Source organism: Anaerolineae bacterium, from assembly GCA_016931895.1.
Classification (GTDB): Bacteria; Chloroflexota; Anaerolineae; order 4572-78; family J111; genus JAFGNV01.
This window is the reverse complement of record JAFGDY010000084.1, coordinates 26005-49120: the sequence shown is the minus strand read 5'-3', so window position 1 is coordinate 49120 and position 23116 is coordinate 26005. Positions and strand designations below refer to the sequence as shown.

At 58.0% G+C, this 23116-nt stretch carries 11 protein-coding genes; 10 read left to right on the top strand and 1 reads right to left on the bottom strand.

All coding sequences use genetic code 11. The features are described from left to right. Positions 1-16 precede the first annotated feature (16 nt). Complete coding sequence (groES, locus tag JW953_06785) at positions 17-304, bottom strand: co-chaperone GroES (protein ID MBN1992393.1); 288 nt, start codon at positions 302-304, stop codon at positions 17-19. A gap of 274 nt (positions 305-578) precedes the next feature. On the opposite strand from groES, the gene JW953_06780 reads away from it, so the two are divergent. The 10 genes from JW953_06780 (at position 579) to JW953_06735 (ending at position 23099) form a co-directional block, all read left to right on the top strand. Next, positions 579-842 (top strand): hypothetical protein, encoded by a 264-nt coding sequence (locus JW953_06780; GenBank protein ID MBN1992392.1) that lies wholly within the window; start codon positions 579-581, stop codon positions 840-842. A 50-nt stretch (positions 843-892) separates the two neighbouring features. Beyond that, on the top strand, positions 893-1906 hold the full coding sequence (locus tag JW953_06775) for a trypsin-like serine protease (GenBank protein ID MBN1992391.1): 1014 nt from the start codon (positions 893-895) through the stop codon (positions 1904-1906). 18 nt (positions 1907-1924) lie between these two features. After that, entirely contained in the window at positions 1925-2128 is a 204-nt protein-coding gene (locus JW953_06770) for a type II toxin-antitoxin system HicB family antitoxin (protein MBN1992390.1), read from the top strand. Next, on the top strand, positions 2125-2352 hold the full coding sequence (locus JW953_06765; GenBank protein ID MBN1992389.1) for a type II toxin-antitoxin system HicA family toxin: 228 nt from the start codon (positions 2125-2127) through the stop codon (positions 2350-2352). The genes JW953_06770 and JW953_06765 overlap by 4 nt, the downstream gene beginning before the upstream one ends. A 38-nt stretch (positions 2353-2390) precedes the next feature. Next, positions 2391-4916: a S8 family serine peptidase gene (locus JW953_06760; protein ID MBN1992388.1), complete on the top strand. Its 2526-nt coding sequence runs from the start codon at positions 2391-2393 to the stop codon at positions 4914-4916. A 76-nt stretch (positions 4917-4992) separates the two neighbouring features. Then, positions 4993-5532, top strand: coding sequence for a hypothetical protein (locus JW953_06755; protein ID MBN1992387.1), 540 nt, complete (start codon positions 4993-4995; stop codon positions 5530-5532). A gap of 131 nt (positions 5533-5663) precedes the next feature. After that, the gene (locus JW953_06750) at positions 5664-6038 is read left to right on the top strand and encodes a hypothetical protein (GenBank protein ID MBN1992386.1); all 375 of its coding nucleotides are present in this window, start codon (positions 5664-5666) and stop codon (positions 6036-6038) included. A 36-nt stretch (positions 6039-6074) separates the two neighbouring features. Beyond that, positions 6075-7496 (top strand): redoxin domain-containing protein, encoded by a 1422-nt coding sequence (locus JW953_06745; GenBank protein MBN1992385.1) that lies wholly within the window; start codon positions 6075-6077, stop codon positions 7494-7496. Positions 7497-7517: 21 nt separating this feature from the next. Next, positions 7518-7820 (top strand): redoxin domain-containing protein, encoded by a 303-nt coding sequence (locus JW953_06740; GenBank protein ID MBN1992384.1) that lies wholly within the window; start codon positions 7518-7520, stop codon positions 7818-7820. Positions 7821-7880: 60 nt separating this feature from the next. Continuing rightward, complete coding sequence (locus JW953_06735; GenBank protein ID MBN1992383.1) at positions 7881-23099, top strand: DUF11 domain-containing protein; 15219 nt, start codon at positions 7881-7883, stop codon at positions 23097-23099. Positions 23100-23116 lie beyond the last annotated feature (17 nt).

Genomic DNA, 23116 nt, shown 5'->3' with positions numbered 1-23116 from the left:
TGCTCCTCGTAATTATTTACTCCACAATCGCCAAAACGTCAGATTCTTTTAGAATCAGGTACTTCTTATCATCAATCTTCACTTCGGTGCCAGCATACTTGGCATAAAGCACGGTATCGCCTTTGCTGACATCCATTGCTACCCGAGACCCATCCTCTTTACGAGCGCCAGGCCCGGCCGCCACAACCTTGCCTTGCATGGGCTTTTCTTTGGCCGTTTCTGGCAGCACAATGCCGCTGGCCGTCATTTCCTGTTGCTCGATGGGGTCAACAATTAATCTGTCGCCTAAGGGCTTGAGATTCATTCTAAAAAGCCTCCTTAATAATTTGGATTTTGAATTAGCAGAATTTAGCACTTGACCGGCCAGAGTGCCAGCCAACAAGACGACATCATACCTTAATTCAAATATTTTGGCAAATTTGAGTATAGATTTTTAGCACTCAATAACTAAGAGTGCTAATCCAACCGGTTATACCCCAGGATAGACCCCACCAGTTTCATTAGAGCTGATTATCGAGTATAATTAAGCCAAAGTGGGAAAATCTGGCCGAAAAATGCTTCCGCTTTAAGGGAGATGGATGATGGAACAGGATCAGGCTATTGAAAGAGCGTCAAAAATAAAGGCTCATTACGAAAAACAATTGCTAAAACTGGCCAATGTAACCGGCGTGGGCGTTGGCTTTAAGCGCAAAAATAACCAACCTACGGCTGAAGTCGCGGTGATAGTCAATGTAATCCAAAAAAAGCCTCTGGCCGCTTTAAGCCAGCAAGACATCGTTCCTGCAGAATTAGAGGGCGTGCCTGTTGACGTGCAAGAAGTAGGTAAAATCAGCGCTTTGTAAGCAGGTATGCAAGTGAATCTTGGCATTTAAACCATAATCGGGAGGCAACCATGCACATAGAACTAGACCAGGCTATCTCAATCAAACGCCAGAATCTCAACCATCTGTTCAGCCGTCGTAATGTGGTGGGGGTAGGGGTGGGCTACAAAGAATCAGAAGGGGTCTTGACCGATGAATTAGCGGTGGTGGTCAATGTGGCCCAAAAAGTGCCCAAAGCTCAGTTGGCCGAGAGTGACACCGTGCCCCGTGATTTGGACGGGGTCAGAACCGATGTAGTCGAAACAGGCCGTTTTTTGGCCGGGCAAGGTTACGCTCAGGGAACCAAGGACCGCTGGCGGCCAACGATTCCCGCCGGCGTGTCTATTGGTCATGTTGAAGTGACGGCCGGCACTTTGGGTTGCCTGGTGCGGCGTGGCAGCGAGATTTTCATCCTCAGCAACAATCACGTGTTGGCCAATGTCAACCAGGCCCGGCCCGGCGATGCTATCATTCAACCGGCCCGCTACGACGGCGGCACGCTGGCCGACCAGGTGGCCACCCTGGCCGAATATATTCCCATTGATTTTGGCGGCACCAGCTCAGATTGTAATGTGGCGACCGGTCTGGAAAAGGCGCTCAATGCCATTGCCCAGGCCTTAGGCTCTCAACACCGGATGACGGCCTACCGCGCTTCCCCCGGCCAAAACCTGATAGACGTTGCCCTGGCTCGCCCCCTGAACCCCAACCAATTTAACCCGGAAATTCTTAAAATCGGCCGTCCCAAAGGCGTGCATCAAGCTACCCTGGGCACAAACGTGCAAAAAACAGGCCGCACCACCGACCACACGCGCGGGCAAATTGTGCAAATTGAAGTCACCACGTCGGTTGAGTATAACGGGCGCATTGCTACTTTTACCGACCAACTGATGGCCAACGGCATGAGCGCCGGCGGCGATTCCGGATCGGCAGTTTTAGATGAACAAGGGTACATGGTTGGCTTGCTCTTTGCCGGTTCTAATGTGGCCACGCTGATCAATCCCATTCAAACTGTGTTGAGCTTACTGAATGTAGAGATTGTATTGTAACCCCATAGGAGCAGATGGATGCGTTTTAAAATAGTTTTGGAACCAAGCGAAGAAGGTGGTTTTACTGCTTACGTTCCCTCACTTCCCGGCTGTATTAGTGAAGGAGAAAGCGAACAGGAAGCCCTAAACAATATTCAGGAGGCAATTGAGCTTTACCTTGAGCCGGTTGAAGATGACTGGGTATTAGATGAAAAAGTTTTGATACAAGAAATTGAGTTATGAGTAAGACGCCCAGCTTATCATTCACCCAAATCATCAAAGCTTTACAGAGGGATGGTTGGGTTGTTGTACGCCAACGCGGTAGCCATATTCGTTTACAAAAACGCATTGGCGACGAGGTGCTCAAAATTACTGTGCCGGCCCATCGTCCGGTTAAAAGGTCTACATTGGCCCATATCTTAAAACAGGCGAGATTAGAAATAGAAGAGTTCCGGCAACTGTTGTAAACAATGAAGCAACAAACTGCCCAGGATTTGCTTTAAACATGCAAAACTTCCCCAATCCTCAATTGCGCCCGCCTTCAATGGGGCAACTTTCCCTTTTTTTTCTGCTTTTGGGCTGGTTGATTTGCGCCCCCATCCTGGTGGGGATATTGACCACTTTTCTGCCCGACGCCTGGCCGCCGCTGTTGACTAATGGGCTGGCCGTTACCCTTTTGGGCGGCCTGCTTTTACTGGCCGGGGGGGGATTGGCCGGAATGGCGTATAAGCGGGGCTGGTCCGGCTTGCGGCCTTTTGCCCTGGCCCTCTTGTTGACCGCCCTCTACAGCACAGTTGACGCTTTTTTCCGGGCCGCCGGCGCTCCCAACGAGTCGCCTTATGTATTGCCCTTGTTTTCGGCGGCCCCGCTGCGTTTGTTTGGTTTAACCCTGGTTGCCCTGGCGCTCGGCGGCATTGGCCTGCTCCGGGCCGGCGTTCCCTCCTCTCCGCGGATGTTGTTGCACGCCTTTGGCCTTGACCGGCCCCCGCCGGCCGGTTTGTTTGCGGCGCTGGCCTTGATTGCCCTGGTCACCATCGGCTGGCCCCTCACCGGCGCCCTGGGCGATAGTTGGGTAGCCGGGCTTATTTTGATTCAGGCTCTGGCCGCCGCTTTGCCAGATGAAATCTTTTTTCGGGGCGCCGTCCTGGGCATGCTCACCTTCAATTTCCAGCACCGCAAAGGTCTGGCCGCCCTGGCTGCTCTGCTGATTTATGTGGCCTTTACCCCCAGCTTGCTGGTGCCCCACAGCGATTGGGGCAAACTGGTGTTGCTCCTCAGCGGCATCCCCTTTGCCCTGATGATGATTGAACTGCGTGCCTTAACCGGCAGTATTTGGGCCGGGATACTGCTGGCCTGGGCTTACCGGGCCGCGCCCCTGCTTTTTACAGACCCGCGGGTTGAACTGCCCCTCATCACCCAACCCTGGCAAACCGCGGCCCATCTCTGGATGGTGGCGGGCGCAGGCATTCTGGCTCTGCTGTTGTGGGGCGGCCGCCAATGGTTGGCCGCTCGTTGGCGCTGGTCCAAGTTGACCACCGCCATTATCGCCTTGGCCATAACCGTTGTAGTATGGGCGCTGTGGTTGGGGCTGTGGCGCTTGCGTGGTTATCCCGGTTTCCACAATGACGGTTTCCTGATCATCATGGTTGAGCAAGCCGACCTGAACGGCGCGGAAAAATTTGATGACCCCCTGGCCCGCCGGGCGTTTGTGCGCGATCAACTTCTGGAAACGGCCCAAAAAACTCAAACCCCTGCGCGCGACGCCCTGGCCGCCGCCGGGCTGGAGTATCGCCCCTTTTACCTGATCAACATGATCGAAGTCAAAGGCCATCATCGCCAGATGGATCAATTTGCCGATTTGCCCGGCGTGGCCCGGGTGATGCTCAATCCCAATGTGCGCCCCTATCCGCAGCCGGCGGCCACGCTTGGCTATGCCGCCAGTCCCCAAGATGCAGAGCAAGGCGTTGAATGGAATATAAACCAGGTCCAGGCCGACCGGGTTTGGGAAATGGGCTATAACGGCCAGGGTATCATTGTTGGCGGGCAGGATACCGGCTACGATTGGCAACATCCAGCCCTGCGCCGCGCCTATCGCGGTGTTAATGGGGCGGAGGTCAACCATAATTACAACTGGCACGACGCCTGGGGAGATAGCGACATACCCTTTGACGACGATAGCCACGGCACTCACACAATGGGCATTGTTTTGGGCAACGACGGCCAGGGCAACCGGATTGGCATGGCCCCCGGCGCGCGCTGGATTGGCTGCCGAAATATGCGGCGCGGCATCGGCAACCCGGCCAGCTATACTGACTGTATGGAGTTTTTCCTGGCCCCCTACCCGGTGGGCGGCGATCCCTTTGCCGGCGGCGACGTGTCCCTGGCCCCGCACCTGGTCAACAACTCCTGGGGCTGCCCCGATTTTGAGGGCTGTGATGACGAGGTGCTGCAACCGGCTCTCGACGCCCTGCGCGCCGCCGGGATGATGATGGTGGTGAGCGCGGGCAATGAAGGGCCGGCCTGCCAAACGGCTAACGAGCCACCGGCCCGTTACGATGCTGTTTTTTCTGTGGGGGCCACGGATCGGTGGGGAGACATTGTTGGGTTCAGCAGTCGCGGCCCCGTGCCTAACGGAACCCCGCTGCTTAAACCCGATATTGCTGCTCCTGGCGCCGAGATACGCTCCAGTATCCCCGGCGGCTGGTACGGCCTGGCAGACGGCACCAGCATGGCCAGTCCGCACGTGGCCGGGCTGGTCGCCCTGCTCTGGTCGGCCAACCCCGACCTGATCGGTCATATTGATAGAACTGAAGAGATTATTCGCCAATCGGCCAGGCCGGTGGCGGTCAACACCGCCTGTGATATTCAGGCGCAGCCTTCAGCCACCCCTTCATTGATGGAACAAATTGAGGCGTTGGAAAATCCCCACATCTGCGCTTGCGGCCAGGCAGTGGGCGTGCCTAACAACGTTTATGGTTGGGGCGAGATTGACGCCCTGGCCGCAGTTAAAATGGTTCTGAACAACCGGTGAAAAAATGGATTTTAACTCCGTTTCACCTCTCTGCCGCTTCATGGTAAAATGAGAGTATCACAAACAGGTTAAAAAAATGGATCTCCTCAAAAAAATAGAAACCTTAATGAACGCTACGGCTCGCGCCGGGTTGCCGGGCCGCCGGCGGCGCAGCGCGCTGGACAAGCACGAAGAAAGGCTTCTGGCTGAAATCCGCGAGGCCCTGGCTGCGGTTGAAACCCAGGAACGTCTCCTGGCCAAACGCATTAAAATGGAACACGCCCAGGCCGAAGAAGCGGCCCAACTGGGCGACCGGGCCGAACAACGCGCCCACCAACGCCGGGCAACCGAACTGGAACGCGAGTTGGAACAGGAATCCATCCAGGCCATTGATTTGGAACAAAAGCTGCAAGCCCTGGAAGAGAAATTAGCTCTGGCCAAAGAAGCCGTAGAAAAGCAATATGATCTAGCCGGGGCAATGGAGGAAGAAGCCGCCAAAACAATGGCCCAGGGCGGCAGCGAAACAGAAACCGACGCCCCGACTGCGGCCGACGCCGCTGAAGAGAAAGTCACCCCCGCCGATTTCCCCAACGACGACCCAAACACAGCCGCCCGCAAATCTCGATTGTCGGGTTAAAGCTTACACCAGATATTTTTACATAAAACCCCCAATTTTTGAGGTACTCTTTTTCCCCAGGATATGGTAGAATTCTTCGGGAGACTGTTCAGAATAAGTGATGTTCAGGATAAGTGATATAAGTTAACGTCATGGACTTTCCCATTGCCGAATTGATGGATCGGGAGGCTTGCCTGGCCTGGCTCCAGCAATACTTTCACCCCCATGGTTTAAAATGCCCGCACTGCCGGGCCGACGTATCCCGCGCCCAGCGGTTTCGCCAAACCAAACGCAGCAAACTGGATGTGTATCGCTGTCAGGTCTGCAAAGGCATTTACAATGTGTACAGCGGCACCGTTTTTGCCGGGCGCTGCTTTCGACCCGAACAAACCGTCTTGTTTATCCGGGACGCGTACCAGGGAAAACCAACCGCCCAGTTGGCCCGCGAGTTGGGCATTAGCCGCACCACCGCCACCGAAGTGCGCCAGGCGTTGTTAGACCAGCACCAGCCACATCAAAAACATTGAATAAGAGTTTTAAGCCAATTTTTCTGGATCAGGACCATGCCCAAACCCCATGGATCTATCTTCTCAATTCTTATCATTTTAGGACTGGCCATAGCCGCTGTTGTAGGCAGCTTATTGGTGATGGGCCAGTTGGCCAAACCGGAAACAAGCGTGGCCGGCGCCAATGAGCTAACGCCTGAACCTATCCCCCTTGAAAAAACCGCCGAACCGGCGTTAAACAATGATGAGGTTGTAGCCACCGTCAACGGGCAGATCATCACCCGGGCCGCCTGGCAAAAAGCAACCCGCCTTGACGCGGTCATGAACCGACTGGCCCAACAACCCCTGGCCACCAACGAAGAAACCCTGGATCGCCTGATCAATGAAATCATTGTTCTTGAAGCCGGCTCGCCCTCCCCCGCTTCTAAAGAAGATATTGAAGCCAGAATTCAACTTTTAACCCAAAATTGGCAAGTAACGGACCAGGAGATGGTATTGGTTCTGGAACAAGCCGGATTGAACCGGGCCGATTTGGTTGAGCGAGTGGGGCGTTTGATTCAGGTTGAGGCAGCCTTGAACCAACTGGCCGGCCAGGAAGGGGATTTGAACGCCTGGCTGGCCCAAACCCGAAGCGAAGCTGAAATTGGGCTGTATCATTCCCTGGTGACTTCAACCTCCTCAGATTTGCCACCTGAAGCAGTGACCCCAAACGAATCCGCTGCCGATGAATCTCCGGCATTGGTCTCTCCATCGGAAATACCAACCGGGCCTTATGCAAACAAGGTTGCGCCCGATTTTACTCTGCCGCAGCTTAACGGTGAGCCACTCGCCTTGAGCGATTTTAGAGGCCAACCGGCCATTCTCAATTTTTGGGCCAGTTGGTGCCCCCCCTGCAAACGGGAATTACCGGCCCTGCAAGCCGCTTACGCTAAATACGGGGATAAAATTGGCTTGATCGCCGTTGACGTTAAAGAAGACCCGGCGGCGGTGGCGGTTTTTGTAGAAGAACTGGAGTTAAATTTTCCGGTGGCCCTTGACCCGGACGGCGCCGTGAGCGACCTTACTTACGAGGTGCGCGGCATCCCCACCACCTTGTTCATTGACGCCAACGGCCTTGTTGCCGCCCGACACGTTGGCCCGCTGGATGAAGCCGTTATTGATACCTACCTGACCCCCTTGTTAGAACAAGCAGAGCAGCAGGCCCAGGCCGCCAGCCAGACCACGCCAGACGAAAATGACGAACCTACGTCAATCGAGACGGATGAGGTATCAACCGAAACGGACGAGGCGGCGCAGGCAATACCGGCGGATGAGGCCCGCAGCGGAAATGACCCTCACCCTCCAACCGAAACTCCGCCTGTTGCCGCCGCCCTGGCCCCGGATTTTAGCCTCACTGCCGGCAGCGGTGAAGCTGTTTCTTTGCAAGATTATCGAGATAAACGCACGGTGGTCCTGGTTTTTTACCGGGGGCAAACCTGAGGCCCCTGTCGCCAGCAAATCGTGGATTTGCAAACTCATTACCAACAATTTGTAGACCGCCAGGCCGAAGTGCTGGCCCTGGCGGTGCAAGATATGGCCCAGGCGCAACTTATGGCCCAGATCGCGGGGGTTTCCTTTCCTATCTTGGCCGACCCGAACCACCATGTGGCCGAGGCCTACGGAGTTTTTAATCTACTGGGCGATGGGGTAGCCACACCGGCTGTTTTCATTATTGATAAATCGGGGCAACTGGTCTGGTCTTATATTGGTCAAAATATAAACGACCGGCCCGGCAGCCAGACTATTCTGGAAAACGTACCTTAAGAAGGCGGCATATCTATATTTTTATATGGTGTTGGAGGAGGAAAGAAAGATGATGAACCAATGCCATCATTCAAACAAAAATTAGGCTCATTTATCAGTTTATTTGCCCTCATTGTTAATTTATGGCCGCCCCAGGCCGCGCCCGCGCTTGCCAGGGAAGAACTGCTCACCCCGGCTAAAAATGTGCACGCCCCTCCGCAGCCGGAATTTATTTTCAGGCAAAAATCCTTGACGCCTGCTGCCGCCACTGCTGCGACCATCATTCCGCCCTGGTTTGATCCCTCCGCCACACCGGGCGTGGATTTTGCCGCCGCCGCCGGGTTGTCTCTGGCTAAACCGGCGGCCCTGGCCCATTTACCGGCCCCGGTCCCATCCTCAGCCAAACCCGCTGATATTTTGCCGGGTGGGTTTGTTGATAGAACGACCGACGACCAACGACCAACGACCGCCGATATTTTACCAGGGTGGTTTGACCTTGAGCCGGCAACGATAAATCGTCGGCCCCTCGCCGCGGTTTTGCCGGCTTGGTTCAATGCTGCCGGCCAAAATTCAGAACTGTCTCCGGCGACGGGCATGCGGGAATCGGCTGTTTTACCCGCTTGGTTTATCGGCAGAAATAATCCCCCGGCCAGCCCGCCCCTCTCGCCCCCGGCGCGTCCTTTGCAGCGGGCTATTCCGGCCTCTTCGCTTTCGGTGTATGTTATTGGCCCGGACGTAGCCAGCATCGGCAACCCCGCCGGGCAGGGCGAGGTCTACACCGCCGTTATCCGCAACGATTCAACCCAAACGGCCTACGGCGTTTATCTGACTGCTACCCATCAAACCTTTTTCATCCACGACGGCGGCGATCAATTAATTTCCGGCACAACTTTTTTAACATTTACTTCAATTACCACCGCCCCCGGTTCAATTGTGTGGACGCCCGGCATCACCCTGGACCTGGCCTCCGGCCAGGTGATCACCCTCAATTTTAAATTACGGGCCACCTGCGGCGCGCAGTCGGGCCAGCAACTACGGGTGGGCGCGCGCTACAACGCCGACCCGCCCCCGGCGGGGCCTATTGAACTCAATACCGGCGGCCTGAACGTGACCACCGGCCGGGGCAACCTGGTTATCCGCAAAGAACCGGCCCTGCAAAACCTGGGCACGCCCGATTTTGGCCAGCCCATCACCTGGAATTTGATTGTGCAAAACACGGGCCTGGGCAAAGTGTATAACGCCGTGATCACCGACGAAGGCGGCGAACACCTGATCCCGCCCACCGGCAATTTGCCCTTTAGCGCCACTATTCCCGTTTTAAACGTGAACCAGACCATGGTTTATACGGTGGTAGGCACGGTGCAAGCCTGCAACTTTACCAACGTGGGGGGGGCCTGGTGGGAGTGCGGCAACCTGGAAGGGGACGCCTACATCACCAATCCGGTCAAATCAACGGCCAGTATTTTGTTTACGCCCCAAATACCCAATGTAAGCATTCAAGCGCCGCCCCAGCTTAACTTTCCCTATTGCAGCGTGGTTACGCCCACGGTCACCATTACCGTTGCCAATTCCGGCGGACCGGCCGGCAACCTGCGGCTGGCCTCCGGCCTGAACACCGGCTTTTTGGAGGTTGTGCCCGGTTCGGTGGGCGCGCCCTGGCTCTATGACCCGGGCAGCGGCCTGTTTACGTTTAACGGCGGCAGCCCCACCGGCACCCTGCCCGGTCCCACTACCGGCGTTACGTTGACCTTTGAAGTGCGGCCCCGGGCCGCGGTGTGCGGAGCGGGCAGCGGCCAGATCAGTTTTACCCCCCTCTACCAGGATATTTGCGACAGCAATCCCTTTACCGGCGCGCCGGCCGGCCTTAGTTACCAGTTTGGCCAGGGGCAGATACCCACCCTGAACGTGTCTAAAAGCGGCCCGCCCATTGTCAGCAGCGGCGAGGTGTTCACTTACCAGGTTACCTTATGGGGCAGCAACCCCAACTCGGTGCCGCCCGGCAGCCGGGAGGCCATTACCGGCAACATTGTTCTCACCGACATTGTGCCCTCGCAATTTCCCATCATCGGCGGACCAACCGTGGCCAACCAGAGCGGCGGCAACGTGAACGGCCTGTCGGCCACCGGCGGCCAAACCGTCAGCCTGTTGTTTGACCCCACCGCGGCTGCCTTTTCCGTAACCCTGGTTTACACCAGCCGGGCCGTGACCACCACCGGCGGCCTGTGCGGCGCGTCGGAGATTGTCAACAATCGCGTGACCGCCCTGGCCGGCGTCACCTGTCCCGGCTGTAACGATATTACGGTCACCGCTCAAGTGAATACGGCCATTGAAAATGAAGAAGGCGTCAGCGGCAGCCGCAGCGCAAACTCCAACGCCGAAACCTGCGCCAACAACGGCTTTTTGATTGTCAACACCTACCAGGTGACAGGTAGCACCATCATCACCTGGGCCGGCGCAGTATTTACCGACGCCCTGGGCGGCAGCGGCGGCGGCGCCCTGCCTCCCGGTGCAACGCCCTTGGTCTATTCAAATACGCTGTCGGTGACCGTGAACGGGGGGGATTACACCGCTTACATTACCCCCACCACCGGCCCCAACGGGGAACTGGTGCTTGACCTGACCGCTTTGCAAGCCGCCAATGCACCCACCCAAACCATCACCTTGCACATCACCTACACCCTTTATGTGACCGATGGGGCCTTGAACGGCGCGTCGAGCCAAACCTTTTACGATTGGTCGCGGCTGTTCCTGCCCGGGGTCAGCGACAACCAGGCCTGCGCCGGTGACCAGACCTTTAACCAGGCCCTTTACCTGACCATTGAACGGGGCGATTTGTCCATCAGCCTCTCACCCGCGCAGTTGGACAAGTGCGAAACCAACCGGGCCGTGATCCGCCTTACCGATAACAGCCCCGGCCGCTTGGCCGACCACGTGGTAGTGACTTTTACCTCATCGGCGGGCGAGATCGCTTCGGCTCGCAATTTTGCCACCGGCGGCGGGTTGCCGTCCATGGCGCAAGTGACCGTGGTCACCAATACCGCCCTGCCCGGCGGGCGAGGCGTTATCACCTTTACCTTCCCGGCCACCCAAGACATTAACGGCGGGGAGATCACCTTTGATCTGGACATCAACTGCACCAACGAGGCCGACTGGGACGGCGGCGTTACCTTCAACAGCCGCTGCGCCAACACTTATGCTCATACGGCTCACCTGGCTCACACCTACCGTACGCCCAACGTCATCCTTTTTGCCACACCTATTCGCTACACCGTGCGCAACAAAGAAGTGATCTGGAAATTTTTTGTCACCAACAACGGAAACTTGACTGCTACCAATGTGGTTGTCACCAATACCGTTAACGGCCTGTCAATTTTTACCTATACCACCAATAGCGGCACCGGCAACATCATTGCGCCCACGCTGCCCATTTCCGGCCCGCCCGACACGCCTGTTTTCACCATCTCGCAACTGGCCCCCAATGAACAGCGTGAAGTTACAGTCACGGCCCGGGTGTTCCTGTGTACCCCCCTGGCCGTAACCATTACGGCCCACCTGGGCTGTTTTGGCTCAACCTGCGCCCAACTCCAACGCGCCATTGATTTTAACACGCCCGACCCCTACCTGCTGACCAACAACGGCGAAACCGCCGACCTGCCCATGTGCGATGACGGCAACGTGATTTTTACCACCAAAAACGCCTCGCCCGATGTTAGCCTTTACCAGCTTAATATCACCGAAACGTTGCTCAACCTGGTGCCGGTAACGGGCGCGCCGATTACCGTGACCATTATCAATGCCGATAACGTGGCCATTGCCACCACCACGGCCTTTACCCCGGAGATACAAACCATCACCGGCACCGGCACAATTACCAGGCTGCTCATCTGGAAAGCCATCTCTGCGCCTACCGGGGTAATGACCTGGTTCAACGAACTGCCGGCGCTCTACCTGGCGCGCATCACCGTTCCTGTCCGCACCTCGTGCGACCCGCCCAACGCCCCGCAATCTTTTGCCCAGGCCAGCGCCGTTGGCCCCTGCAACAACTACCTGGGTTATACTGAAAACGCGCTGACGCTACGCACCCTGAAACCGGACATGACTGTCAGCAAACAGGGTCGGGCGCCGGGCGGACAATTTGGCGAAATAGTCTACGCTGCGCCCGGCGATACGGTGATTTGGCGGATACAGGTTGACAACCGCGAAACGCTCAACTCCTACGTGGCCCATAATGTGGTTCTTTCGGATATCTGGCCCGACAACTTTGAATTTATAACGGCCACGGCCACTATTTCTTACACCCCCCATATCACCACCGCCAGCCGCACCATCACCTGGGACATTGGCGACATTGAACCGCCCGACGCGCCCCTGGTTTTCTATATCACCGGCACCGTCACCGGTAGCATTGTTTGCGCCAACGTTACCACCAACACCGCCAGCCTCCGCTTTGGCTGCGACGCCGACGGCTGCACCAGCACCGTGGTGCCCCAGGATACCGCCCGGCTGGACCCCGGCCCCAACCTGGCCGTCACGCTTCTGCCAGGCCCGCTGCAAACGTGCGAGGGAGATATTCCCATTAGAATCAGAAACCTGGGGGCCAGGGCTTATTCCAACACCCTCACCGTCACCCTGCCCGCCGGCTATGTGTACAGCCACACGGTCAGTTCCGGGTTGACCCTCACCCAGATCATTACCGGCACTGGCAGCGCCCCAGTCTTTAAGTGGGATGAAATTCCGGGCCACGACGGCCAGAATCCCTACGAATTTATTCTGGTGTTGCGGGTTAAAAACAGTGCCATCAGCGGCGCGTGCCCGGTAGACAACGGCCAGCCGGTCACGGCTACTATGAGCTTTGATAACCATGCCCTGTGCACCGACAGGGGGCCTTTCACCACCACCCACACCGTCAATCTCCAGGTTCGCACCCCGGCGTTTGCCTTGAACAAATTGCCCGATACCCAAACCGTTGACGTGGACGATCCGGTCACCTGGACCATCCGCCTGACCAACACCGGCGACGGCATTGCCGAAAACGTGATTGTGACCGATGTTGTCGGCAGCAATTATATCTCCGTTACCGCCAGCGCCGGCTCAAGCGGCGCCGGGCCGTTTGGGTCGGGTTCGGTTATCACTTGGACGCCCGCCGACATCGCTCCCGGCGGCGTGTGGACGGCCACCGTCAGCGCCATTTTGCTGGCGTCGGGCCTGAATCGCAACGTGGTCACCGCCACCGCGGTTTGCGCCGTTGGCTGCGAAACCGCGTCCCTTACAGATACCGCCTACACCACCCTACTGCAAGAATTCATCAAAAACCCGGCTCTCCAAACGGGCACTATCGGCAGCCTGGTTGTTTTTACCTTTACCACCTTCCTGCCCGATGTGGATACGGTTTACGAAAGTTTGGTCATCACCGACGCCCTGCCAACCGGCCTGGGTTACGTGGCCTCGTTTTTACAGGCCACCTACGACGGCGACGGCAACCAGGGTGGCCCCGACACCATCATCACCACCACACCCATTATTTCCGGCGGAGCTTATCCCAGTGGGCCGGTCGTGTGGTTTTTGGGCGATCTCTCCGGCACGGTGCAGATTGATGGCGTGATTACGGGCGTAATTAAAAATATAAACAGCAACCAAAATGGCGTCCGTTTGAGCAACCGCATCACCATGACCTACGTTGACGACGGCCAGCCCTACGTTTACAGCGACACCGCCGATGTGGATATTGTGGAGCCGATATTACACATTGGCAAGTCTTATGTAACGCCTGACGGTTGCCGGGCGACAATTGACCAGGCCAACTTCAACAACGGTACCGGAGAAAACTGGACCACCACGGACCCAGACATCAATGTAACCCCAACTGGCTTGCTCCGTTTCTCAGGCGATGGCAACAGCACCAATGCGGCGCTGAACAATATATCCGATTTCAGTATGAGCTATATGGGCCGCAAAGCCATCACCGACAGCGCCGATTTTGATATCCGTTTCCGCAGGAACGGGACAAATCGTTACATATTACGCTGGCTGCCAAACGGCAATATCCAACTCAGACGAGACGGCACAACCATCGGCAATGGCATTAGCACAATTAGCCTGGGTAGCTGGCATCACTTTGAGATACGCGCCGAAGGCTCGCAGATTGAAGTTTATGTAGATGGGATCCAACAAATCAATGTAATAAACACTGCCTACAGCAGCGGAGAAATATTGTTTGATGCCAGCAACAATAGCTTTGTAGATATTGACGATGTGCTGGTCACCCGCTTTGGCCAAACTGGCTGCTACGTGGCGGCCAACGACCTGGTCACTTACACTTTGACCATCTCCAGCCAGGCCGCCCTACCCGGTTACGATCTGGTGATCACCGACGCCATTCCGGCCGGAACAAGCCTGATGACCTACACCTTGCAAAGCGACGACCCGGCCTCAGCCGTCACCGCTCCACCGGCGCCCATTCCCGGCGCTACGGGCGTATTGCTCTGGGGCGTCAATCAACTGACCTCAACTATCAGCGCGGTCAATCACCGGGCCATCACCTTAACCGTGGTGCTGCGCGTCTCGCCCGGCATCACCGCCAACACCATTTTAGCCAATCAGGCCGGCCTGGCCTACGATAACTGGCCCGGCAACAGCAATCCTATTCCCACCATCTCCCGGGATTACAGCGGCGGCTCTCATTCAACCGCCATCCGCACCGTAGACGCCCGGCCGCTCAAGGCGGTCACCTTTGACCCTCCGCCTACGGCCACGCTGGGCACGCTGGTCACCTACACCATCATTGCCCCCAGCCGGCCCATCAGCGCCAACCTGTACAACGTTATTCTAACCGACACCATTGACGCCCGGCTGCGGGTGTTGGACGTTAGCGCCTCGGCCGCGCCGGGGGTCGTCATTACCAATGTCAACGGTTTAACCAACAATCTCCGGCTTGATGTTTCGCGCATCCCCAGTTACACTCAGGTGATCATTACCGTCACCACCCGCATCTCGCACGAATGGCCCAACCCCGCCAACGACGCCAATGATGGCGACGCCATCACCAACAGCGCGGTCATGACCCACGCCACCGCCGGACAGATCACCCAAACCAACGTGGTCACCACCAACGTCTACGAGCCGCGTATCAGCATCAGCAAAACCGCCTCTCTCTTGAGCAACCCGCAGACCGCGCTTTATACCATCACCGTTGTCAACAGCGGTGCCGGTCCGGCCTACAGCCTGGCTATCACCGACTACCTGCCCGCCGGCATCAGCGTTACCAACATCTCCGGCGGCGGCGTGCTGCAGCCCGGCGGCCGGGCCATTACCTGGACCCTGGATTTTCTTGATGCGCCGCCGCCGCCCGATAACACCCTGCAATTCACCTACACCGCCCGTTTATCCGAGGCCATCTACAACAGCAATTTGTTTACCAACACCGTGGGCATTACCACCACCTCGCTTACCCAAACCATCCCCGGCGTGCGCCCCTACACCGACACCGACACCCACCGCTTTGACTGGCCGATGGGCCGGCTGGGCGATTATGTATGGTACGATCTTGACTACGACGGCATCCAGGACACCCATCCCGGCGAGTACGGCATCAACGGCGTGGTGCTGGAGTTGTTCAACAGCGCCACCGGCCAACTCATCAGCGCCACCACCACCGCCAACAACGGCCTCACCGACGGTTATTATATTTTTGAATACCTGCCCTTGAACGTCACCTACACCGTGCGTATTTCCAGCGCCAGCTATACCACCGGGCCGCTGGCGCCCTTCACCCAAACCTTGCCCTACGTTAGCCCCACCAACACCATCAGCGATTCCAACGCCCGCATCACCGATACCTTCCTGGGCCTGGGGTACGCCACTACCACCACCCTCACCCCCGCCTTCACCGAAGACCTGACTCTGGACTTTGGTTTTGTCAAATTGGTAGAAATTGGCAACTACGTGTGGCTTGACGAAAATCTGGACGGGGTGCAAAACGATGGAGCCGGCAACGGCCGCAGCGGCGTCACCATTACCCTCACCTGCCCCGACGGGCGGACCTTTACCACCACCACCACGCCTACCGGCTACTACACCTTTACCGTACCCGTTAGCCAGCCTTACACCATTACCCTGGTGCCCGAAAATTTTGCCCCCGGCGGCCCGCTGCAAAACTATACCAACACTCTCATCAACCGGGGCGGCAATGATGAACTTGATTCCGACGGCGTGCCGCTCGACGGCGGGCTGGTCATTACCACGCCCGTCATTACCGACAATAATTATAGTTTTGACTTTGGCCTGGTGGAACTGGTGTCCCTGGGCAACTACGTATGGTTTGACACCAACAACAACGGCGTCACCGATACCGGCGAGGTGGGCGTTCCCGGCGTGGCTATGGAGCTGTATTACGACAGCGACGGCAGCGGCGACTTTACGCCCGGCGTTGACCGCCTTATTTCCACCACCGTTACCAACGCCGGCGGCCACTACACCTTTACCAACCTGCTGCCCAGTTTCTCCCCCACCCAAACTTACCTGGTGGTGGTTACCAGCACCAACTTTATCGGCGCGGGGCCGCTGGCCAACTACCAAAACAGCGACGGCTTTGTGGGTGGCAACAGCGACCTGAACGACCATGACCACGGCGTGGTTTCCGGCACGCTCGGTTCGGGCGGTTTTGTGGCCAGCACCGCCGTATCGCTGACCGTGCGCGGCGAGCCGGTTGATGACGGCGACACCGACCCCAATTCAAACCTGACCATTGACTTTGGCTTCTACCAACTTTCTCTGGGCAACTACGTGTGGTTTGACAACAATAACAACGGCGTCACCGATACCGGCGAACTGCCCGCGCCAAACATCCCCGTGCAGTTGTATAACGTTACCGGCACCCTCATTGCCACCACCACTACCGACCTCAACGGCTACTATACTTTCACCAACCTGCTTTCCGGCACTTACTACGTGGAAATTGTAATGCCCACCGGTTACACCAGCAGCACCGATATCCCCTCCTCCTTTAACCCCAACAACAACATAGACCACGACGATAACGGCGTTACTTTTGTCGCCACCAACGTGGTCCGTAGCGGGCCGGTCACCTTGACCCCCGGTTATGCCGGCGACCAGGGCAACAATGCCGTCAACAACGCCAACGGCTCCACCCACAACCCCACCGTTGACTTTGGCCTGGTGCATCATGTCTCATTGGGCGATTACGTGTGGTTTGACACCAACAACAACGGCGTCACCGACACCGGCGAAGTGGGCGTGCCCGGCGTGGCCGTGGAACTGTACCAGGACAGCAACGGCGACGGTGTTTTTACCCCCGGTATTGACCGCTTCATCTCCACCACTACCACCAGCGGCGGCGGCTATTACCTGTTTCCCAATTTGCTGCCCACCCGCTACCCCACCGAAACCTACCTGGTGGTGGTTACCAGCACCAACTTTATCGGCGCGGGGCCGCTGGCCAACTACCAAAACAGCGACGGCTTTGTGGGCGGCAACAGCGACCTGAACGACCGCGACCACGGCGTGGTTTCCGGCACGCTCGGTTCGGGCGGTTTTGTGGCCAGCACGCCGGTTTCGCTCACCGTCAACGGCGAGCCGGTTGATGACGGCGACACCGACCCCAATTCAAACCTGACCATTGACTTTGGCTTCTACCAACTATCACTGGGCGATTACGTGTGGTTTGACACCAACAACAACGGCGTCACCGATACCGGCGAACTGCCCGCGCCAAATGTGCCTGTGCGGTTGTATAACGTTACCGGCACGCTCATTGCCAGCACCACCACCGACGCTACGGGCCGTTACACCTTTACCGGGCTTGTCTCCGGCACCTACTCGGTTGAAATTTTGCCGCCCGCCGGTTATACCAGCAGCACCAACATCCCCTCCTCCTTTAATCCCAACAACAACGTGGACCACGACGACAACGGCGTCATCTTCACCGCCGCCAACGCCATTCGCAGCAATCCGGTCACCCTGGTTCCCGGCGCTAGCGGCGCCCAGGGTAACAATACTGTTAGTAACTCCAATGGCTCAACCTACATCCCCACCGTTGACTTTGGCCTGGTGCCGTTGGTGGAATTGGGCAACTACGTGTGGCACGATGTCAACCGCGACGGCCTCCAGGACGGCACCGACATCCCCTTTGCCGGGGTCACGGTTACAGTGACTTATCCCGACGGGCGCATCTTTACCACCACCACCAACGCCGGCGGACTGTACACCTTTACCGTTCCGGCCGGCCAGCTTTACACCATCACCCTCACCGCCGACAATTTTACCCCCGGCGGCCCGCTGCGCGACTTTACACCCACCCCGCCCTTTGTGGGGGGAGATAACGGCCTCGACAGCAACGGCGTGGTCAACGGCGCGTTGGGCGCGGGCGGCACCGTTACCGCCACCGCCCCCATCACGCTGGTCAATAACTACACCTTTGACTTTGGCTTCTACAAAACCATCAACGCCGGCATCAGCAAAACCCGGCTGCCGCTCTCGGCCGCCATCGGCCAAACCGTAACCTACGTGATTACGGTTCCTCAACCGTCCGTTGCCGACGCCCTCTCCACCGTGGTGGTCACCGACAACGTGCCGCTCAACCTGATCAAAGTGACGGCCAGAATAGAGCCGGTCGCTTCTGGCGGCAGCGTGACCGTCATCGGCAATCAAGTGCGGGCAACCTGGCCCGTGATCACGGCCGCCGATCAATATCAAATCATCATTACCGGCGTTGTGGCCAACGTTATCACCAACCAAGATGGCCTTATCTTCACCAACACCGCCACTATGATTCACCGCGACACCGGCAGCATCACCACCACCCCGCCGGTGACGGTGGTTATTGTGGAGCCGGATTTGAACATTGCCAAGGTGGCCGCGCCCAATACCGGCGTGCCTGGTGATATTTTGCTTTACACCCTGCAAGTATCGCACACCGCCGCCAGCACCGCCGATGCTTACGACGTGGTGATTACCGACGTTATTCCTCTGGGCCTGGACATTTTGGGGCAGAACTCCAGCCCGTTGGCCAGCTCGTTCAACCAGACCGGGCAAACGTTACAATGGGGCTTTAACGTGATCCCGCGGGGCACCACGGTGGTCATCACCTATACCGCCCGCATGTCCGACACTCTCCAGCCGGGCCAAATTTTAACCAACATAGCCGCCACCACCTGGACCGGCATCCCCGGCGACAATCCCGACGAGCGCAACGGCGATGACGGCCCGGGCGGCCCGCTAGACGATTACGGCGATGCTACCACCGAAACCGTGACCACCGGCGGCACGGTTACGCTCACCAAACGAGTCGCCGATACGGATAAAACCCGCACCATCAGCGGCACCGTGCCTTACACCGTTCAGCTTGACCTGCCGGCGGGCACCATCCACAACTTGATTGTCACCGACACCCTGAACGCGGGTTTGATCTATAACCTCGACGCCGTTTTTAGCGGGCCGGCTCCGCCCCCCGTCCAAACCGTTTCCGTCCCCAACAACGGCGCCGCGCCGGTTGTTGTCACCTGGAATTTTGGTTCGGTCACCAACCCGGCGGCCAATCCGCAACCGCTCATCATCACCTTTACGGCTACAGTGGCTAACCGGCCCACCGTTACGGATACCCGGCCCTATCCCAACAATGCCCGGGCTACCTGGACAGACGCCGGCGGGCCGCATACCGTCACCGATACCGACGCCATCACGGTTGAAGTGCCGGCCCTGGTCACCAATAAAACCGTTTATCCCAGCCCGGTTGCGCCGGGAGACATTATTACCTGGAGCTTTACCGTGCGCAATGTAGGCAGCGGCCCGGCCTACGGGGTTAACGTTAGCGATACGCTGCCGGCCGTTTACTTTAGCTACATCCCCAACACCAGTTTTCTCAACGGCGCCGGCCCCATCACCAACCCCACGGCCAGCGGTCTCAATCTTTTCTGGCCGCTGTACCAAACCCTGCCCGGCGGTGCGGCCTTTATCTTAACGTTCCAAACCCTGGTGAGCGATACCACCCCCCGCGGGGTTTACACCAACGTGGCCCGCGCCGTTGACGGCCGGGATGAAGAAGGCAATCCCATTCCTACCGATAACACCGACCACGTGCCCTCTGATACCGACCCCGACGACGGCGACAACAGCACGGTGCTGGTCACGCTCATTGATGTGAACAAAAGCATTGCCCATAAAGTTATTTCGCCCAACCAGGTGACTACTTACACCATCCAGGTTTACAATCCGGGCGGCACCGCTATCACCGTCACCGTTACCGATACCTTGCCCGCCGTATTCACCTACGTTAACAACAGCGGCCAGGTCAGCGGCATGCCCTCGCCCCAGAATCCGGCCATCCAGCCGCCGCCCGTCACCCTGATTTGGCATAACTTGGGGCCGGTTGCGCCCGGCGGTTATTTGACCGTCACCTTCCAAATCACCGCCGCCACCGAAGTGGGCGGCTCTTACACCAATACCGTTGTGGTGGATGGCGACGACGGCACCAACGTGGTCACCGAAACCGACAGCGTCACCACCACCTTGGAAACGCATCCGGCGGTAGTGGTTACCAAAACCTTGTTGAGCGCCTCGCCCATTACCCAGGGCGGGCAGGTGGTATACGGTTTGACCGTCCAAAATACCGGCGATACCACCCTGTTGACCATGCCCCTGGTTGACACCTATAACGCCGCCCACTTACAATATAACAGCGCCACTGTTCCGCCGGATTCCACCGCCCCGGCGGGCACGCTCACCTGGAACGACCTGACTGCCGCCCTGGGCGACTTTACGCCCGGCATGACGGGCGCCATTGTGGTTACCTTCACGGCGCGGTACGTGGCGGGTGGAGGGTCAACGCCTAACCTGGTTCGGATAACCGGGGTTGATACCAACACCACCACCGTCACCGACACCGATACGGCCACCGTGACCATTCTTTCGCCGCAGATCAACTTTGCCAAAAGCCTGCAACCGGCCGCCCAGATCAATCCCGGCGATAGATTGACCTACACCCTGTGTTACTCCAACAGCGGCACGCTGCTGGCCACCAACGTGGTCATCACCGACTTCATCCCCTTTAACACCACCTACGTACCGGGCAGCGCGACCACTAACACCGGCAGCGTTGAGTTTTACAATGGCGCCACCTGGTCCGGTACTGAGCCGGTGACCGTAACCGGCCTGCGCTGGCCGGTAGGCGACCTGGCCCCTGGCGGAACGACGCTGTGCGTCCAGTTTAACATTACCGTTAATATGACCCTCAGCGATACCGCCTCCGGTTTGACCGTAATGCACGCGCCGGAAGGTTGGATTGTGCTCTCGGGCGATACCACCGGCCTGCCCATCATTGGTTATACCAACACGCTCACGGGCGTGGTCACACCTACCCCTACGCCAACACCGACCATTACCGCTACCCCGGTGATCACCTTGCCGGCGACCCCCACGCCCGAAATTACCGCCACCTCGGAAATAACCGTTACGGCCACGCCAACACTTGGGCCAACCCCCACACCCGTCATCACTGCTTCGCCAACACTCACCGTAACCGCCACCCCTATCCCAACACCTACCACCCAAACCACGCCTGCTGCAACTATCGAGCCAACGCCAACACTTGGGCCAACCGTCGAGCCAACGCCGACCAGCGAGCCATCGCCGACGCCTGTGCCAACCCTGGAAGCAACAGCCACACCATTACCAACCGAAACTGCCACCCCCACGCTTGCGCCGAGCGCAACCGAAACGCCGACCCCTCTGGCGACCGAAACGCCAACCGTCGAGCCAACTCCCACTCCGGCGTCACCTACCGAAACCCCGACCGTCGAGCCAACTCCCACCCCCGCGCCGCCCATCGAAACCTCGACCCCTGAACCGGGACCGGTAATTGAATCTACTGCCGAACCAACAGCTACCGGCGAGGCAGCGCTATTGCCGCAAGTAGTTCTGGCCGGCGCGGTCGGCGGCTCCGGCAGCCTGGCCCAACCCGCCGTTTTAAGGCAGCAACCTCAAATTACCCCAACCGATACGCCCACGCCTGAACTCGCGCCTGCCGATACGCCTGGGCCTGAACCAATCGCCACCCTCGCGCCCACCCCGGAACCCACACTGGAGCCAACGGCTACGCTTGAACCAACGGCCACGCTTGAACCAACGGCCACAGTTTCGCCTACTGCGGTAACCGAGCCGGCCAGCACGCCTGCGGCCACAGCAACAATAACGCCAACGGCAACAGCTACGCTTGAACCAAGCGCCACGGCCGTGATCACGCCAACTGCCCCAAGCCCCACCCCTACCCCCACCGCCATCGTTACGCCTACGCCTGCCCCCACCGCCACCCCTGAAATGACCATCACCATCACCCCGGAGATCACCCCCACGCCCATCCTCACCGCCACTCCCACCGCCACTCTGCAACCAACGCCGGAAATCACCATCACCCCGGAAATCACCCCCAGCCCCACCATTACCATTACGCCTATCTCAACAGACACCCTCCCGGCTGCGGCACTCTATCCCATTGTACCGCTGGAAACAGTGCTTATTCACCTGGTCAACCGGGCCATTATTGGCAGCAATGAAACGCCAACTCAAACCGATACGGTCACCCAGCCGGTCACCAGAATTGTTGACCCGGCCATTGCCAAAACCGTTGATCCCACCCAGGCCCAACCCGGAGAGATTGTGCGGTTCTTTGTCACCATTGAAAACCCGGCCCCGCCACACTCTAACGCCAACGCCACCAACCTTATTGTGCGCGATCCCTTACCTTTAACCGTTGACCTGCTCGACTACACAATATGGTCGCCCAATAACGTTATTAGCAGTGTTACGGTTATTGCCGAGAATATTTCAACCGGGAATCCGGCTATCCCTACGGCTGTGTCCAATACCATTGTCATAACCATTCCGGTATTGGCTCCGGGCGAGCAGGTCTTCTTGACTATTAGAACGCGGGTCAATAATCTGGCCAGTCCACCGCCCCAGGTTATTAACAACTCGGCTGAACTTTCGTTTGCTGAAGGCGCGCCGCGCACCGATGACAGCCCGCCCGTGGAGATACCTGCGCCGCCACCCGATGGAGGTGATGATGATGATGACGACGACGATGACGACGATACCCCGCCCCTTGCGCCGCCCCCTGCGCCGGCCCCGCCGCCGGCGCCTACGCCTACCATTCCGGTTCTCTTCCTGCCGGAAACGGGCGCAAGAGAAGGCGCACCGGGCGCAAGTCCGGTGGGTCTAACCCTGCTCTTGCTGGTGTTGTTAGGCGCAGGAGTGGCCGTATCATCACTCTGGCCAAACAAACAACGTTAGATAATGTCAATAAGCCT